Here is an 18,036-nt window from a genome sequence, read left to right on the forward strand (position 1 = left end):
TTGATTGGGGTGGATATATGGAAAAAGAAAGACCAAAAGAACGTTCAAACCTGTTAGCAACCAAGTTTATTCGTTTCTTAGGTGGCAGAAACCTATTATTTACGCTGGTTATTTTATTATTAGTTGCATGTGTTATTTTTATGTTTAATCAAGTTTCCTTTATCTTTACTCCGCTTCAAGTATTATTTGAAGTAGTCATTTTACCAGGGGTACTAGCCGTCATTGGCTACTATTTATTACGTCCATTGTTGGCGATCTTGGTTAGATGGCGTATCCCGAGAATTTGGGGTATTTTAATACTCTACATTGCGGTCATTGGTGTCATTACACTGCTTGTTGTGTTGGTTTATCCGTTTTTACGTGACCAATTCACGAACCTTGTACAGGAATTCCCAGAGTATTTTATGAAGTTTACGGAAAAATTTGTTGCATTCTTTAATCATTCACGTTTTAACGATTATTTAGATAAAATTAATTTTGACTACAATGAAGTGGTTAAAAACTTCACTACAGATATGGTGAAAACTGTGAAGGATACAGCTGCAAATATAGCACAAGGTGTCGCATCCGGTATTACGGGCTTCCTATCAACGTTAACAGGCATTGTTCTATCGCTTGTAACCGTACCATTCATTCTGTTTTATTTACTGAAAGAGGGCGAAAAGTTACCGAAATTTATGCTGAAAGTTTGCCCACCGCGTATGCGTAAAGAAGTGACTGAAATTTTCCATGATATGGACAAGCAAATTAGTTCTTACATACAAGGGCAAATTTTAGTATCAATGTGTATTGGTGCAATGGTAACGATTGGCTTCTTAATTATTGGTATGAAATATGCTTTATTGCTCGGCTTCCTTGCGATGATTACAAGTGTGGTGCCTTATTTAGGTCCTGTTATTGCCATCACACCAGCCGTTATTATTGCTCTTGTCACATCACCATTGATGCTGATTAAGCTAGCGATTGTATGGACAATCGTGCAGTTAATCGAGGGAAAATTCATTTCTCCACAAATTATGGGGAAATCGCTCAGTATTCACCCGATTACAATTATCTTTGTATTATTAACGGCAGGTTCGTTATTTGGTGTACCGGGTGTCATTTTGGGGATTCCAGGATACGCAATCTTTAAAGTGCTTGTGACTCATCTATTCAAGCTATTTAAACAGCGCTATAACCGGTACGAGGACGACGTTCACCAAAAATATGATGTATAAGAAGATACAGCTACTGCCGCTTGACAGTAGCTGTATTTTTAATACGAGATGAAGGATGGGGGAAAAGGGAATGACATACATACCAATTAATTTTCAAGAAAAATTAGCTAAATTCCAAGAGCACTGGTCACCAAAGGTAATTGCTGAAATGAATGAATATCAATTCAAACTTGTTAAAGTAAGAGGAGATTTTGTTTGGCATAAACATGATGATACAGATGAAGTGTTTATTGTTATTGAAGGGGAGCTTGTCATCGAATTCCGTGATGGAGAAGTTAGATTAAAGGAGGGGGAAATGTTTGTCGTACCACGCCAAGTTGAACACAAACCTTACGCCGCTGCCGAGTGTAAAATTTTGCTTGTAGAGCCTGCAGGGGTAGTGAATACGGGTGAGGAAAAATCTGTCCTTACTGCTGAAAATGATGTTTGGATTTAATTAATAAAACCCTTCTAGCTTGTTGTTAGAAGGGTTTTCTATGTTAGTTTTCTTGTAGTACTTGAACTTGCGCTAAACGATCGACTGCTTCCTGAAGGATTTCCGCTGGCTGCACGAGTGCTAAGCGCAAATAACCTTGCCCTGCGGTTCCAAATACAGTACCTGGAACGGTCACAATGCCAACCTGCTCGATCAATTTAAAGGCAAGTTCTGTGCAGTCCATATCATATGGATATTTTGCCCAAACAAACATACCACCGTTGGAAGGTGCTGCGTCCCAACCTAGTGCCTGTAAGCCATTCATCAGTGTTTGATGACGCTCAGAGAAGGTTGCACGTAAGCTTGCCGTAATTTCTTCAGCATGATCGAGGGCAACAACAGCTGCATCCTGAATAGGCTCAAAAATACCGAAATCTAAATTTGATTTTAATTGCTTTATGATCGAGATCATTTCAGCATTTCCTGCGATATAGGCAATACGTGTTCCTGCCAAACTAAAGCTTTTGGAAAGGGAGTTAATTTCCATTCCTACTTCTTTCGCACCTGGGGTAGCAAGGAAACTAATTGGTCCATCGCCTGTAAAATAAAACTCAGAATAGGCTGCATCATGCAGAACGATGATGTTATATTTTTTAGCAAAGGCAATCACTTTTTCAAAATATGCTAAGGATGGCATCGCTGGTACTGGGTTTCCTGGTAAGTTTAAAATTAATAGCTTTGCTTTTTGGGCAATATCTTCTGGAACAGCGTCTAAGTCTGGAAGATAGTTGTTGTCAGCTGTTTGAGGCATGTAATAGGGTGTTGCACCAGCTAAGTGAATGCCTGCGTCATACGCAACGTAAGCTGGGTTTGTCGATAGCACGATGTCTCCTGGATCACAAAAGGCCATTGGAAGATGCACTAAGCCTTCTTGAGAGCCAATCGTTTGAATGATTTCAGTAGCGGGATCTAAATCAACATGGCTACGGCGCTTATAGTAGCGACTAACTGCCTCATAAAAACGCTGTGTGCCTGTAAGTGTATAGCCATACGATTCAGCTAAACCTGCTCGATAAGATAGATGTTCACGAATTTTGGCATGTGGGGGAAGGTCTGGGCTTCCTAAGCTTAAGTCAATCAGGGTCATGCCCTTTGATTGCTGCTCTCTCGCAAAATTTTTCAAATCTCCGAAAATTGCTGGTGTAAATAAAGACATTTTTTTAGATGGTACGATTTTCAAGACTAGTACACTCCTTGTAGTTGTATAACAGAATAGTAGTTCACATTTTATCATACTAAAGCACAGAAAGGGGCAGATATTCTGAAAAAAGAAAATATTTATATAATGTAGAGGATGTGCGCATAGGCTAGCGAAAATGGATTGCCTAATGTTGGGGAAACCTACTGTAAATTCCGTAAATCTAGAAGTTGTATTATACTTACTATATAGCTTGTCAGTGAGAATTAAGGTACGAATCGATGGATCTACCTGCTATCATTAGCATAAGGGGGGGTGAGGGCTTTGAAGGTATATTCGTTAAGTGGACCGAGTGGCACAGGAAAAAGCACTAGTGCTCTATCTTTTGCCCATAAAATTGGCGTACAGGCGATTATCGATGATGGATTACTCATTGTCAATGGCGTGAGAGTCGCAGGAGTTTCTGCCAAATTTGAAAAAAATACAATTACCGCTGTTAGGCGTGCCATTTTTACGGATCAAGAGCATCGTGATGCCGTCAAGAAAGCGCTAGCGACCCACCGAGTGGAATCTATTTTACTTATAGGGACGTCAACGAAAATGACAAACAGTATTGCAAAGCAGCTGGAGCTAGGGGCTATCGAGCATTATTATGCTGTGGAAGATGTTCGTTCCTTTAAGGACATTCAAAAAGCTCGTTTTATTCGTCAAACGCAAGGGAAGCATGTCATGCCAATCCCTTATCGACAAGTTGAGCAAAACTTCTTTAAGCGACTGGTGCTAAAGGGAATGGAGATTTTTTCAACAAAACGTGAAAAGATAGGGGAAACAACCATTGTTCGTCCTGATTTTCAACGGGAGTATATTGAGATTAGTCACCATATTTATGTCCAACTACTTACGTATTGCTGTCAACAGCAAGATTTTGTGCAAAAGGTGGAGCAAGTCCAATTCGTGCTAGGTGAACATGTCCAAGCTATATTGTCCCTACAGGTAAGGCTACCGATCGATTATCCGTTGGCAGAACGATTATATAACTTACAACATGCAGTTCAGACAGAGTTTTATGAGCATTTTGGCTATGAATTGGATGCTATCCATGTTCATGCTAAATCCGGAATACAGAAGAGAAAGTCATAAAAAACAGGTACTCCCGTCGCGATAGGGCGAGAAGAGTACCTGTTTTTTATTTAGGTTGACGCGTAAACAGTGGCTGGCGTTTTTCAACAAATGCTCGGCAACCCTCTGCAAAATCATTGCCGACAAATGGCGTGGAGCCTTGCCATAAGGCTGGAACACTATCCAGGCATTCTTGGACAGATTGCTTTACTGCCAGTAAGGATTCAGGAGACATCCCCGCCACAAGCTTACCCATGCGGATCATGTATTTATTTAAATCCTTTTCTGCTACAAGATAATTGAGCATCCCAAGCTTGTAAGCTTCCTCTGCTTTAAACATTCTTCCTGTGAATACTAAATCCTTGGTTGTAGCAGGGCCGACAAGCTGTACTAAACGCTGTGCAAATTTATTATTTAAGGTGATCCCCAATTTACCAACAGGAATGCCGAGTTTGGCTTTATCGGAGCCAATACGGATGTCGCAGGCTAACGCTAATTCCAACCCAGCCCCCATGGCAGGCCCATTAATCACACCAATTGTAGGAATCGGCAAACGCTCAATAGTGGAAATGGTCTTTTCCATATGTATAAACGCCTCCTCAGCCTTGTCGAGAGAGATGGCATTAAATTCTTTAATGTCAGAGCCAGCAGTGAAATTTTGTCCAGAGCCGCGTAGAATAAGGACTTTATTTTTAGGATTATCTAATACTTGTAGGGCAATTTTTGCTAATTGGTCCCACATATTTGCGGTTAAAGCATTTTTCGCTTGTGGTCGATGGATCGTAATAATTGCTAGCCCAGCAGTTTCTTGATAAATAATTTTTGCATCTTCTGCTTCCAGTCTAGTCGTCTTTACTTGCATTTTAGAGAACCCCCTAATTTGTTTATACCTTTATTATATAGTACAAGGAACGATAAACACGAAATTATACGAATTTTCATATAAAATTGCGTTGTTATACAAAAATAGGTGGAATAATAGCATTGTTCTACAACAAAGGAACGCAATTTACTATTGTAAGAAAGCAAAAGGTATGAGAAACTAAAAGTCGAACATTTGTTTCTTAATTATGCAAGAAGCATTTGAAGGATGGGAGCGGGTATGAACCTTGACTACAGATTATCCGACACTATAAGTTAATATTAAAAATAAGAACAAACGCACCGAATATATAGTAAAATGAAGATAATTACCGCTCAGCAAACAAGGAGGGATCGAATGATCACACTCAAGGACGCGTGGAACAGATATATTTTGCTGTTGCAGTCATTAAAGAAAAGTGCAGCAACGATGAAGCAGTACAATATGGACGGGCAGCATTTTTTATCCTTCGCCCATGAAAAAAATTACTTGTATGTTGATCACCAATTTCAAGAGTTATTACAAATTTATTGTCACGATATAAAGGAAACCTATAGCAATATCAATACGTTTAATCATAAAATAGCAACAATGCGCGGCTTTGTAGACTTTATTTTCTTACGAGAATGGATGGAGCCCTTTGATTATCAACATATTTTACAGCCGAGAAAAAGGCAAAAAGAGGCGTTACAAGTACTTACAAATAAGCAAATCGGGCAAATGACTAATGTTTGGCCAACTTATTTTCAATATGCAAAAACAGCAGAGCATGCATGGCTGGCGAGGCGGAATGGTTGTATTGTTCAAGTTTTGATGGAAACAGGTTGTAAGCCAGCAGAGCTTGTACGTATGAAATGGTCGCATTTCCAAAGGGAAAAATCAACTCTTTTTATTGCCAATCGGAACGGACGCCGTGAGGTAAAGTGTTCGCCCTTACTTATGGACATGCTAGGACATTATAAGGAAGAAACAAAATCCATGCATGACAAAAAGGTAGAGGAATGGGTGTGGGTGAGTGAGGCAAGCATGACAAAGCCGATTACGACGAAGACAGTAGAACGTATTTTTCAAACGATGTCTAAAGATATTGGAAAAAACGTCAGAGCTACCGATTTACGTTATACCGTTATGCAAAGGGCGTTTCAGGAAGAGAAGACGCTGGAACATATTCAGCAAGAAATGGGCTATGTTCGCAAATGGGTACTAACAGAAAGACAACAGCGCTTTGAATAAAAAAATGTGCAGCAATTGCGTATGTCACCATTCCTGCACATGTCATTATTTCTTATAAGTGATTCAATGCTTTGACACTTACTTTTACGGTTAAATCATGCTTGCCTCCTGAATAAACCCCTTCAACAGGGCTTATATCACTATAATCTCGACCAATACACAAAATAATATGGTTTTCTAATACTTCCACATTATTTGTAGGATCAAGACCAATCCAGCCAATACCAGGTATCATTACTTCTACCCAAGCATGTGTTGCAATATCGCCGACGAGAGCTGAATTTTCATCGACATATAAATACCCACTAACATAACGTGCTGGAATTCCTTTAGAGCGCAATACACCTAGCATAACATGAGTGAAATCCTGGCATACGCCGCGTTTTAGGGCAAATGCCTCACTGGCTGTTGTACCCACATCTGTTGCTGAAGGATCATATTCAAAGCTAGAGTATAAGTATTGCATTAAATTAAGCGAAAAGAGCACAGGATTTTCAGCATGGCCAATTGCATGAAAAACTTCCTCCAGCTGTTGTTCTGTCATATACGTAAAATGAGTTGTTTTTAAATAGGGAAGATAATGTTCATAAAATAGCTGTGAGTGAAAAATAGTCTGCATTTCGGGCGAATATTGAATGCGGTGAATAAATGGCGCACGCTGGATACTGACAATCGACGATGTATGAATTTCTAGTACTTGATGCTGCTCAGGAATATAAAATGAACCTACTGTATTTCCCCAAATATCCGTATGCTCACGGGTAAGAGAGGATGGAGTAATTGCAATTCGATAGGATAACAAGCGTTGACGCTCATCACTCCGCGGCTTTAAACGAATCGTATTTAAGCTTTGATCGACTTCAGACTCATACTGAAAAATATTTGTATGTTGAATTTCAAATTTCATTGTGTCCGCTTCCTTCTGCTTACTGACTTGCCTGTTGAAAGGGAGCTGTGATGGATTCCTTTCAAGGTTGTATGCTGGGTTCATATAAATGATAGATTGTCGAGAATGTTTCGCTAAAGGCAATCCATTGACTCAATCTTTCCTCCATTATTGTGATGGCTTCCTCAACGCTCATTGACCAAAAATCATGATGATCGATTGCTAGGACGAAGCTTTTGATGGTCGAATGAAGCGTTAAACATCTTGACGACAAAGGATCATGCTCGATGGACTTGAGAGCTTCTTCTAATTTTTTCAGACAAAACATGATCGAGCAAGGAAAATGTTCATCCTGCAATAAATATCGAATGACCATTAAGAGATTGGTTTGGCGGTGCTTCTGCAAAAATGTTTCCTTTGCGGCAGCAAGCTCCAATAGAAATGTACCATCCATTTCATGAAGGGATGGTCCTGTTATTTTCTGTTGTTCGAGAATAATTAACGTCATCCGCATTGTTTTTTCAGCTCTTTCCAGCCATTTCCCAATCTGCATGAAATAAAAGGGGAGATCCCGATCCATCGTGCCCTCAATTAATCCAGTCACCATCCACAACGTCTTCCGAACTTCCTGTAAAAAAGCTTGAAGATCAATTAATGGGATAGGCCGATCCATTGTTAGTATGTCCTGTTGCTTAGTTAAATAAAAGGCATTTTGTATTTCCCATAGCTCAGCAGGTATACGATCTCTCGTAACTCGGGCATTTTCTCGAATGGCGCGTAATGTAGTATGGAGAGAGTTGCCGTTTGTCTCAGAAAACAGAAGATAATCAATTAATGGGTTAACACGTATAGCTGTATAATTGGCTAAATACTCCTCCTTTGAGGCACAAATATTTAATACAGCCTCCCAATGATCAATATAATCATGTTCTTGCCCAGATTGCTCCAACATATTCAACAGCTGTACCTGTAATATATGTGTATTGGTTTGTGTGCGTTCACTATACCGTGCCATCCAAAATAACGCGTCGGCTACTCGACTCAGCATGCTTCAACTCCTCCTTTAAGATCCATGTGTCCTTAGCACCACCACCCTGTGATGAATTGACCACAAGTGAACCTTCTTGTAAGGCCACTCGTGATAATCCACCTGGCAATACATAACAATCCTCACCCTTCATGGCATACACACGTAAATCCACATGGCAAGGATAGAATCGTCCATTTTGAAAGGATGGCGCTCTAGACAACTTGATAGTTGGCTGGGCAATATATTGACATGGATGCATCATAATTTTGTCCTTAAATAAAGTAATTTCATCCTCACTTGCATGGGGACCAATCAGCATATCATAGCCCCCGGATGCACTCACATTTTTTATGACTAGCTCCTGAATATGCTCCAGTACCCACGCTCGCTGTTGCTCATCTTCTAAATGATAGGTTTTCACATTCGGTAATATTGGCTCTTCCTGTAGGTAATAACGAATCATTTCAGGGACATAGGCATACATCGCTTTATCATCTGCCACTCCATTGCCAACAGCATTTAAAATGGCCACATTGCCTGCTTGGTAAACTGCCATTAAATGAGGGACACCCAATAAAGAGTCCTCACGGAATGCAACCGGATCTAAAAAATCATCATCGATACGGCGATAGATAATATCAATTTGCTGTAAACCATAGATGGTTTTCATATAAACCTTTAAATCCTGTACGACTAAATCGCGGCCTTCCACCAGTTGAATACTTAAATGCTGAGCTAAAAATACGTGATCATAATAGGCAGAGTTGTACATTCCTGCTGTTAGTAGCACAGCTTTTGGTTCTCGCCCTTCATCCATAGTAGGTGGGCGGTGGGCAAGCAGTGCTTTTTTCATGTTAGCCATCTGCTTATCAAGTGATAAAATGGTATGCTTGGAAAAAAATTCTGGATACACTTCCTTCATGACGTCACGGTTTTCAAACACATAAGAAATACCAGAAGGGTTCCGTAAATTGTCTTCCAGCACGAAATAGTCACCTTTTTCATCCCGTATTAAATCAATACCTGCTAAAAATATATGATTAGCAATTGGAACCTTAAGTCCCAGCATGATTGGCGAGAAATATGGATTCTTTTCTACCAGCTGTCTAGGGATATAACCATCACGGATGATTTTTTGTTCAGCATACACATCCTGTAAAAATAAATTCAGTGCTTCCACACGTTGTTTGACACCTTCCTCAATAATTGCCCACTGTGTTTGAGGAATAATGATAGGGACGCAATCAAAGGGCATGGTCCTTTCGGTTCCATCTTGTGCACCATAGACCGTAAAAGTAATTCCTTGTCTGAGAAAGCTTGCTTGGGCTTGACGATATTTCTCTTCGAGTTGCTCCTGCGAAAAAATGGATAGCTTATGATGAAAAGATCGATAATGGGGCTTCGGTTGATTGCCATCAAACATTTCATCGAAAAACAGACTAGAATCATATAAATTCATCATATGGATCCCTCCGAATTTGAGTAGTAATAAAAACATGGTACACTGTGAGTAAATACATAAAAGGAGCTAACATTCATGACAATCATTAATCTAATGCAAGCTTATGAACTTGATAAACTTTCTAAATTAAATTTTTCAGACGAGGAGATCTTACGTGCTTTACGGGCGGGGGATGTATCAGCTTGGCAGGAACAAGTACCAAACTATGAATTTAGTGAAACAATGGCACTTTTTCAGGATGGCGAACAAGAGTTCTTAGATGCGTTACATGGCCATTATCGAATCAAGTATGTAACATTGCCTGGCATCCAACGTTTATTGCACCTGCGCTTTAACCTAGAAGAAGGGATAGATTACCAACTTTTAGAAACTGGTATCCAACATTTGATGTGTGATGAGGAAACGGTCACAAAACTACAGCAAATGTTATCGACGAACTGGTCTCTTACAAAACAAGCTGATCAGAAATACTCGGTTTTTGTAAAATAATCAATTTTTCCAAATAATACCATGCGTGTTGTGAGACGAATCGACATGGGTAGTTACCCACCTTTCTGTTTTTCGAGTCGCCTCACAAAGCAATAGAAGTATACTAGATTTTAATATTCATCGAACGTCAACTTTATACCTAAAAACCAAAAACTGTCACAATTCTTTTCTTATTTAGTAGAAGGTCCCTATATAAAAAGGGGATCTTTTTTTATTTGTATATACCGAACATATGTTTCTTTAGTGTAGAAAAGTAGCTTGTTTTTTCAATAAAGTTCCCAAATTTATATTTGGGAACGTTTTTTATGGTAAAATAGAGCAAATAGAGGTGATTGTGATGCAAAAATCAAAACAACCAAAAATCATGAAGGACTTTCTTGTATATTTAACAACCATCAAAGGAAAGTCCCAGCGCACAAGAAAAGAATACGAATATGATTTGACTTTATTTTTCCGTTTCCATACAGCTGTCCAGGAGGATCTGGATATAGAAAATTTAGCAGTCATTGATATTGCCACCATTACAATAGAAGAAATTCGAGATATTACACTGGAGGACCTTTATTACTTTATGGAGTATTGTGAGGTACAGCGTGGAAATTCTGCAGCTTCAAGGGCACGGAAGGTTGCGACATTAAAATCCTTTTTCAAATACTTAAAAGGGAAACGGCGACTAATTGAGGAAAACCCAGCAGAGGAATTAGAAACACCGAAAATTGGTCGAAAAAGACCCATCTATATGAATTTTCAAGAAGCTACACAATTTATAGATGGCATACCTGCTAATCAGGCATCGCCAAGAAATTATTGTATGATGATGTTTTTCTTAAACTTAGGAATTCGTGTGACAGAGCTATGCCAGCTTAATATTACCTCTATACAAGGACGTCATTTAACCGTTGTCGGGAAGGGCAATAAGGAGCGTACTGTTTACTTGAATGATAGCTGCATGCAGGCACTAGCAGACTATGAGAATAGTGGGAAAACACCATATAAAGGAAACGGAGATGAGCCTCTTTTTGTCTCCCAAAAGGGAACACGTTTTACACGGCAAACTGTTGCTAAAATCGTGAAGCGTATTAATCAGCAATCAGGTCTTCAAAAGGAGCGACTTACACCACATAAGCTGCGCCATACTTCGGCAACAATGATGTATAAGGCTGGTGCTGATATTAGGAGCTTACAGCATATTTTAGGGCATTCAAGTGTAGCAACCACTCAAATTTATACACATATTGAGGATGAACAGTTACAGCAGGTTTTAGAAAACAATCCATTTAATATGGTGCATGAAAGATGATTTTCACCTATCTCTGTCGAATATAAAGGTATAACGAATGAAGGGGGTAGCGTATGATTATACTTGCAAAGGATCAATTTGATGCCACAAGAGAGCAATTACTTCAGGAAATTAATCATTTAAGTGATACCGAATTTAATGACAAGCCAGATGCACAAAATTGGAGTATAGCACAAATTTGTCATCATTTGATTTTAGTAGAGGAAGCTACAAAGAAGGCTGTTACATGGGGCTTACAATCACAGGAACAATCGTCTCCTGAACGAAAGGATATGCAGCTGTTGTTAGACCGTACACGAAAATTTCAAGCGCCAAGCATAGTGGAGCCTTCGGAAGATCCTTTCCATGTTCAAAAGATGGTGGAATTGCTAGCAACAACAAGAGAAGAATTTCTTGGGTTTTTAGAAACCCTTGAGGACGCTGATGCTTTAGCAAAGCGCACTATGAAGCATCCAGCTCTTGGTGAATGTCCACTAGATCAATGGATTGAGCAAATTTATCTCCATGAGCAACGTCATATCCTGCAAATTCAGGAAATAAAAAATAGCTGGCAACAGGCATCAAATTAATTTGAAAACCCATCTATCCATTCAACAGATAGATGGGTTGTTTTTTGCGATTGATCATTGATCAGGAAGCTTTTGTATAAGGTCTGAATAAATGTCCATCTTCATTTTCTTTTCTAAAAAATGTCCGGTCTTGTCAGTGTAAATAGCTTTAGCTGTACCGTCCTCATACTCAGTAAAAAGCACATTTCCATAGTTATAGGGTTCCATGATGGGATCAGTATCTAAACTCATATCGGGTGAAATATTCCCTGCGGCTATAGATGGCACTCTTCGCTCACGGAAAAGCTGTCCAATGGCAATGGCCTGACCTTTTTTAATTTCCACAAATGTAAATATACCATCGAGTAAATAATATACATCTGCTCGACCGATAGGAAAGGTATAACTGTGTAAGCGATGTCCATCAAATGTGCCTAGTGTTTTAAAATCAGCCTTAATAGGTAGAGCAATAGCAGCTTTGCGCGCTGCTTGAAGATCCTCCTGCTCCCATATAGACGAATCAAACGAATAGTCTTTGGCATTAATGAAAACGAATTGACGAATGGGTTCAAAATATATGTCGTATCCCAAAGATTCAGAGACAAATCTGAGAGGAACAAGGATACGGCCTTCGCGATTTTGCGCAGGCACCTCCATTTGTACATCTTGTCCATTGTTAGAGGCGGAATGGCTATTGGCAGTGATTTTTAAGTAATCGCCATTTTTATTTTGCACGGTTGTCATTTTAGTTTTAGCATTAAAACTATAGGAAAGTCCAAGTGATGCAAGGGCACGGATGGGAACGAAAAGATGATGGCGGTCCATTAGTGGATGTATATCCAGCTTGATAAATTCACCATTGACAACAACTTCGATTGGCCTATTCTCTACTGCTGGCTTTGCTAGAGGCGCTGCAAATACAGGGGTATTGGCTATCATTCCCCAACCTACTATTAAAATAATTCCTGCTAGGATGTTCTTCATATTGTGTATTTCCCTCCGTTCTAAAGTTTATTTTCCATTGAATACCAAAAAACTCCATATTTTGGGCGTTTATAAGCGCTTGCAAAGCGATGCAAGCGTTTATGATTTTTTCTGTCATAAGCACTTGACGTCCATCATAATCTGTTATATATTAAATAAAAATAAAAACAACTGTTATAAAACAGATTCGACTAAGGAGGAATTTTTAATGTCAAAGTATCGAGATGGATATGAATTTTATTGTGAAATGTGTGAGCGTTATGGATTAGAACCAATTTCTTTCCGCTATTATGTATTACAGTTATCCCAGAAGCAACTTTCCGCTTATAATATGCAAGCAAAACAATTAGGGATTTAAAAGAATATGGAGATGACGGAAGCCGACGCGAATATTTTATGAAAAGCCCAGCCATACTAAGTAAAATGGACTGGGCTTTCATCTTTCTAAAAAAAGATTTCGGAAAATTCGTTGATTTATAAAGTAGAGATGTAACGATATTATACGTACAAGGAAAAGTAGTTCAAGTGAAAGGGAGAAATAAAGATGACTGATTATCGAGAAGGCTATGAATATTATCGACATATGTGTGAGGAGCATGGATTAGAGCCCATCAATTTTCACTATTATATTTTAAATTTATCACAAGAGCAGTTAAATGCTTATAATGAGCATGCTAAAACATCTGGAGGATCAATAGAATATGGGGTCTCCTAGCTATTAAAATGCCTTACTGCTGCTTATGAGTGACAGTAAGGCATTTTGTTTGATCATTTTTACAATCTGATAAATTTATAAGTTATTAGTATTTTGTATTTAATGGAGAAATAGCCTAAGGAAAATACTATCAATAGTACAAAAGTATTCAAAAATCTTAAGATTAGACATTTTAGAGTGTTAATAATAACTAATATTTGTATTTTATATCAAAAACTATCCCAACCTTGACTTGAATGATTTCATATTTGGGTTGAATTAACTGCTTTTCTAAGACTATAATATAATTACAGAAAAAAGGGCGATATACCACAACTTTATACCTCGCTGTAAAATAAAGCAAAAGTACCAAACCCTTCATATTTTAATGAATGGAGAATGAAAATGATGAATGTCACGCCGAGTAGTAATCAAATGAACTACAGTCTTAAAGAATTGCAAGATATTTTTTCCGCTATGAATAGTTCCATTATTGTGGCAATTACAGATCGTACCGGAAAAATTACTTTTGTTAATGATCATTTTTGTAAAATTTCGAAGTATACGCGTGAAGAATTAGTAGGCCAAGATCACCGTTTACTGAACTCAGGCTATCATCCTAAATCTTTCTTTAGAGAGATGTGGAGAACAATCGGTAATGGTGAGATGTGGAATGGCGAGGTTTGCAATCGTGCAAAAGATGGCAGTTTATATTGGGTGAAGACTACTATTTTCCCATTCCTCGATGAGCGGGGAAAGCCTTATCAGTATATCGCAATACGCGTCGATATTACAGCGCAAAAGGATATTAAAAAAATTACCCACATAGCCTATCACGATGAATTAACAGGGCTACCAAATCGTCGTAAATTAGAACAGCGTTTAGAAAATGAATTCCATCAATCTCGACGTACAGGAGAAAAGTTTGCGTTATTTTTCATTGATGTGAATCGTTTTAAACACATAAACGATGGGCTTGGCCATATTATCGGTGATATGTTTTTAGTGGAAATGTCCAATCGTTTACGGAATATTGATTATACCTCTAATTCTTTCTATCGTCACAATAGTGATGAATTTGTCATGATTTTAAATGATGTCAATCGTATAGAGGAAATGGCCAAGGAAATTATTAGTGTCTTTAATGAAAGCTTTGTAGTAGATAACTATGAATTTTATGCAAGTATTAGTATAGGCATTAGTATTTTCCCAGATCACGCAAACACTGTAGAAGAATTACTGAAAAATGCTGATATTGCGATGTATGCTGCTAAATCTACGCGAGGAAATCAATATCGCCTCTACCGTGACAATATGGATGAAGCGAACGATAAATGGCTTTTACTAGAAACAAAATTACATCAAGCTTTAAAAAAGGATCTTTTAGAATTACATTACCAGCCTAAAATTGACTTAAAAACAGACACAATTATTGGTATGGAAGCATTATTGCGCTGGTATGATCCCGAATTGGGGCATATCCCGCCAGATCGGTTTATTCCATTTGCTGAAGAATGTGGACTAATTAATGATATTGGTGTATGGGTGCTAGGTAAAGCCTGTGCACAAGCTAAACTTTGGAATGAATCACATAATCTCAGATTGCGAGTAGCTGTTAATATTTCACCGATTCATATAAGTACTTCAGGCTTTGTAGATATGGTGAAGGGAGTCATTGCGGGAACAGGCATTGACCCACATTTATTAGAAATTGAAATTACAGAAATGAGCATGCTAGATTATACAGAAGATTTAATTAATACGATTAATCAATTGCGCGCGCTTGGAATTACGATTTCATTAGATGATTTTGGGACAGGCTATTCATCTTTAAATTACTTAAAAAAATTCCCTGTGGATGTACTTAAAATTGATCGTGCTTTCGTTCGTGATATCGTACCTGAAAAATCAGGTATTGCGATGATTTCCGCCATGATTTCTTTAGCTCATGCGCTCAACCTACAAGTAGTTGCGGAAGGTGTCGAGGAAGAAGCTGAATTAAACGTACTTCGTGAGCATGGCTGTGAGTATGTTCAAGGCTATTATTTTAGTAAGCCTCTTTCTGTAGAGGATTTTACAAATTTAATCGTCCAGTCGTTCACTAATAGTTCCAGTTATTAATTGCTATTTATGAATGATTTTGCTAAAGTGAGAGATAATATAAATTACAATTTGATGATGTGACCAAGTAAGTAAGAATAGTGAAACAGAAAATATAGCATTTGCTGAGAGCTATATCACCGCTTCTTTACTGAACACCTACCACGGAGAAGTTATGAAAAACATAACCGAGTCGTTTTCGTTACTAAACGCTAGAGGGTTTTAAGCATTAGCTTAAAGCTAAATTCAAGGTGGTACCACGTCGGGTCCAGCACAAAGACGTCCTTTATACAAGGACAGCTTTGTGCTTTTTTTATTCATCAAATAGAATACTTACAAAAAATGGAGGTAAGCACAATGTCAAAACAACTAGAGGATTTTTCAAAATGGTATATCGAAACCATTCAAAAAGCAGATTTAATGGATTATACGCCAGTTCGTGGTTGCATCGCCTTTAAACCAGATGGCTACGAAATTTGGGAGCATATACAGGAGGCAATGGATCGTCGTTTTAAAGATACAGGCCATCGAAATGCCTATTTTCCTATGCTAATTCCTGAATCCTTTTTCCAAAAGGAAAAGGATCATATTGAAGGGTTCTCACCTGAGCTTCCTTGGGTGACAGAAGCAGCAGGTGAAAAATTAGAAGAACGCTTAGCACTTCGTCCCACATCTGAAACAATGATTGGTCATCTTTATTCAAATTGGATTAAAAGCTACCGTGACCTACCAGTTCTCATTAATCAATGGGCCAATGTCTTCCGTTGGGAAAAGAAAACATTGCCTTTCATTCGTACCTCAGAATTCCTTTGGCAGGAAGGGCATACGGCTCATGTGGATGAGGAAGATGCACGTAAAGAAACGATGCAAATGCTTGAGATTTATAAAGAAGTGGTGGAACAAGTTCTAGCAATTCCAGTTTATGATGGACAAAAAACGCCATCAGAACGTTTTGCAGGAGCAGTCGATACGTATTCGATTGAGGCAATGATGAAAAATGGGAAGGCTGTGCAAGCAGGTACGTCTCATTATTTAGGAACAAAATTTGCAGAAGCCTTTAACATAAAATATTTAAATAAAGCCAATCAACACGAATATGTACACACAACATCTTGGGGGACATCCACACGTTTAATTGGTTCTGTCATTATGGTGCACGGGGATGAGCAAGGATTAGTTTTACCTCCACGAATTGCTCCAACTCAAGTGGTCTTAATTCCAGTAGGACCTTGGAAAAAGAATCCCCAAATTATGGAGCAGCTGGATGCGATTTTTGCGGCATTAAAAGCGAAGGGGATTCGCGTACGACTGGATGATTCAGACCAATCGCCAGGCTTTAAGTTTAATGAATGGGAGCTAAAAGGAGTGCCTGTTCGTATTGAATTAGGCCCACGTGATCTTGAAAATAATCAAGCTTTACTGAAAGCACGTGATGAGGATGACAAACAGACGATTGAATTATCAACTATTGTGGCAGCCATTGAGGAAGAATTAACGACGATGCAAACACGTTTACTTGAGAAGGCTCGTCGATTCAGAGAGGCACATACTCATTCAACAATTGATACACTGCCACAGTTACAGCAGCACATTGAAATAGCTAAGGAAAACGGCACTATTCCAGGTTGGATACTTGCTGGGTGGTGTGGGGAAGATGTGTGCGAGGAAAAAGTGAAGGAAGAAACGAAATACACGACTCGCAATATTCCATTCAATCCACCAACAACAAAAACGACTTGTATTTGCTGTGGAAATGAAGCAAAACATACCGTTTGGTTTGCCCAAGCATATTAATAATACGTACACGAACCCCTGAGCGAAAACTCAGGGGTTTTGTTCTTTTATTTGAAATAGCTTCCCAAACGCTCCAACGTATGAATCTCAGCATATGGCTGGATAGCAGTGTCATTTTTGCGCATGTCTGGATTAAACCAGACGCCCTTTATATGGGCCTGTTGGCACCCATCAATATCCTTTTCTAAGTCATCCCCAACAAAAAGAGTTTCCTCTGGATTGACATCAAGTCTTTTTAAGGCCACTTCAAAGATACGCTTATCTGGTTTACTAAATTCCACTTCCTCAGAAATAATGACCGTATCAAAACAGCGATCTAAATTTGTGTAGGCTATTTTAGCTTTTTGTCTTTCTACAGAGCCATTTGTAATTATGCCCACTTTCACTTGCTGCTTTATACGATGAATGAACGTTATCGTATCCGGATGAACAGCAAAACATTGAGGGAAGTGAAGATTCCAAAAGTCTTGAATAGCATGGTTCGGCATGCCGTTTTGCGGCGGAAATTCATCAAAAAATGATGCGATAACATCGGTTTTATCATGCTGACCAAAGTATTTTCCATCATATACTTTAAATTGTTGTCGCATTTCATTTTCTAACGTATGATCGACATCCCTGTAACACATTTTTACTAGCTTGAAAAACAATCTATCAACTGCCTCATCTCTATTAAGTAAGGTGTTATCTAAATCAAATAACATT

The 18,036-nt window shown here is 38.6% G+C and carries 18 protein-coding genes; 11 read left to right on the top strand and 7 right to left on the bottom strand.

The window, feature by feature from the left end; genetic code table 11:
* Positions 1–17: 17 nt before the first annotated feature.
* Positions 18–1,217 (top strand): AI-2E family transporter, encoded by a 1,200-nt coding sequence (locus tag AC1Q6O_RS09820; protein WP_008177648.1) that lies wholly within the window; start codon positions 18–20, stop codon positions 1,215–1,217.
* Between the two features lie 70 nt (positions 1,218–1,287).
* A complete protein-coding gene (locus AC1Q6O_RS09825; RefSeq protein ID WP_043990359.1) occupies positions 1,288–1,653 on the top strand; it encodes a cupin domain-containing protein in 366 nt (121 codons plus the stop codon).
* 43 nt (positions 1,654–1,696) lie between these two features.
* On the opposite strand, the gene AC1Q6O_RS09830 is transcribed toward AC1Q6O_RS09825, so the two are convergent.
* A complete protein-coding gene (locus AC1Q6O_RS09830; protein WP_089986546.1) occupies positions 1,697–2,872 on the bottom strand; it encodes an aminotransferase class I/II-fold pyridoxal phosphate-dependent enzyme in 1,176 nt (391 codons plus the stop codon).
* Between the two features lie 282 nt (positions 2,873–3,154).
* Between AC1Q6O_RS09830 and AC1Q6O_RS09835 the strand changes: the two genes are divergently transcribed.
* Positions 3,155–3,970 (top strand): ATP-binding protein, encoded by an 816-nt coding sequence (locus tag AC1Q6O_RS09835; protein ID WP_089986545.1) that lies wholly within the window; start codon positions 3,155–3,157, stop codon positions 3,968–3,970.
* A 46-nt stretch (positions 3,971–4,016) separates the two neighbouring features.
* Here AC1Q6O_RS09835 and AC1Q6O_RS09840 read toward each other — a convergent pair whose 3' ends face one another.
* Entirely contained in the window at positions 4,017–4,811 is a 795-nt protein-coding gene (locus AC1Q6O_RS09840; protein ID WP_008177644.1) for an enoyl-CoA hydratase/isomerase family protein, read from the bottom strand.
* 357 nt (positions 4,812–5,168) lie between these two features.
* Here AC1Q6O_RS09840 and AC1Q6O_RS09845 point away from each other — a divergent pair, with 357 nt between their 5' ends.
* Positions 5,169–6,044, top strand: coding sequence for a tyrosine-type recombinase/integrase (locus tag AC1Q6O_RS09845; protein ID WP_090001528.1), 876 nt, complete (start codon positions 5,169–5,171; stop codon positions 6,042–6,044).
* 52 nt (positions 6,045–6,096) lie between these two features.
* On the opposite strand, the gene AC1Q6O_RS09850 is transcribed toward AC1Q6O_RS09845, so the two are convergent.
* From AC1Q6O_RS09850 to AC1Q6O_RS09860, 3 genes are all read right to left on the bottom strand, one after another.
* Complete coding sequence (locus AC1Q6O_RS09850) at positions 6,097–6,951, bottom strand: transglutaminase family protein (protein WP_008177642.1); 855 nt, start codon at positions 6,949–6,951, stop codon at positions 6,097–6,099.
* 61 nt (positions 6,952–7,012) lie between these two features.
* Entirely contained in the window at positions 7,013–7,978 is a 966-nt protein-coding gene (locus AC1Q6O_RS09855) for an alpha-E domain-containing protein (protein ID WP_083796498.1), read from the bottom strand.
* Positions 7,932–9,422, bottom strand: a complete 1,491-nt coding sequence (locus AC1Q6O_RS09860; RefSeq protein ID WP_043990354.1) for a circularly permuted type 2 ATP-grasp protein — start codon at positions 9,420–9,422, stop codon at positions 7,932–7,934. Before AC1Q6O_RS09860 ends, AC1Q6O_RS09855 begins: the two co-directional genes overlap by 47 nt.
* 75 nt (positions 9,423–9,497) lie before the next feature.
* Here AC1Q6O_RS09860 and AC1Q6O_RS09865 point away from each other — a divergent pair, with 75 nt between their 5' ends.
* The 3 genes from AC1Q6O_RS09865 (at position 9,498) to AC1Q6O_RS09875 (ending at position 11,780) form a co-directional block, all read left to right on the top strand.
* The gene (locus AC1Q6O_RS09865) at positions 9,498–9,911 is read left to right on the top strand and encodes a hypothetical protein (RefSeq protein WP_089986542.1); all 414 of its coding nucleotides are present in this window, start codon (positions 9,498–9,500) and stop codon (positions 9,909–9,911) included.
* Between the two features lie 337 nt (positions 9,912–10,248).
* Positions 10,249–11,211: a tyrosine recombinase XerC gene (locus AC1Q6O_RS09870; protein WP_043990366.1), complete on the top strand. Its 963-nt coding sequence runs from the start codon at positions 10,249–10,251 to the stop codon at positions 11,209–11,211.
* Positions 11,212–11,264: 53 nt separating this feature from the next.
* Complete coding sequence (locus AC1Q6O_RS09875) at positions 11,265–11,780, top strand: DinB family protein (RefSeq protein ID WP_090001526.1); 516 nt, start codon at positions 11,265–11,267, stop codon at positions 11,778–11,780.
* A gap of 54 nt (positions 11,781–11,834) precedes the next feature.
* On the opposite strand, the gene AC1Q6O_RS09880 is transcribed toward AC1Q6O_RS09875, so the two are convergent.
* Positions 11,835–12,743 carry a copper amine oxidase N-terminal domain-containing protein gene (locus AC1Q6O_RS09880; protein WP_090001524.1) on the bottom strand — a complete coding sequence of 303 codons (909 nt, stop codon included), beginning with the start codon at positions 12,741–12,743 and terminating at the stop codon, positions 11,835–11,837.
* A 208-nt stretch (positions 12,744–12,951) separates the two neighbouring features.
* On the opposite strand from AC1Q6O_RS09880, the gene AC1Q6O_RS09885 reads away from it, so the two are divergent.
* The 4 genes from AC1Q6O_RS09885 to proS all read left to right on the top strand — a co-directional run bounded on the left by AC1Q6O_RS09885 (position 12,952) and on the right by proS (position 17,331).
* Entirely contained in the window at positions 12,952–13,101 is a 150-nt protein-coding gene (locus AC1Q6O_RS09885; RefSeq protein WP_008177633.1) for a hypothetical protein, read from the top strand.
* A gap of 186 nt (positions 13,102–13,287) precedes the next feature.
* On the top strand, positions 13,288–13,458 hold the full coding sequence (locus AC1Q6O_RS09890; protein ID WP_090001522.1) for a transcriptional regulator: 171 nt from the start codon (positions 13,288–13,290) through the stop codon (positions 13,456–13,458).
* Between the two features lie 384 nt (positions 13,459–13,842).
* Entirely contained in the window at positions 13,843–15,558 is a 1,716-nt protein-coding gene (locus AC1Q6O_RS09895; RefSeq protein WP_237068830.1) for a putative bifunctional diguanylate cyclase/phosphodiesterase, read from the top strand.
* A gap of 336 nt (positions 15,559–15,894) precedes the next feature.
* Complete coding sequence (gene proS, locus AC1Q6O_RS09900) at positions 15,895–17,331, top strand: proline--tRNA ligase (protein ID WP_043990353.1); 1,437 nt, start codon at positions 15,895–15,897, stop codon at positions 17,329–17,331.
* Between the two features lie 47 nt (positions 17,332–17,378).
* Here proS and AC1Q6O_RS09905 read toward each other — a convergent pair whose 3' ends face one another.
* Positions 17,379–18,035: an HAD family hydrolase gene (locus AC1Q6O_RS09905; RefSeq protein ID WP_139150936.1), complete on the bottom strand. Its 657-nt coding sequence runs from the start codon at positions 18,033–18,035 to the stop codon at positions 17,379–17,381.
* Position 18,036 lies beyond the last annotated feature (1 nt).

Source organism: Lysinibacillus sp. GW823-FHT06C08 (genome assembly GCF_058795135.1).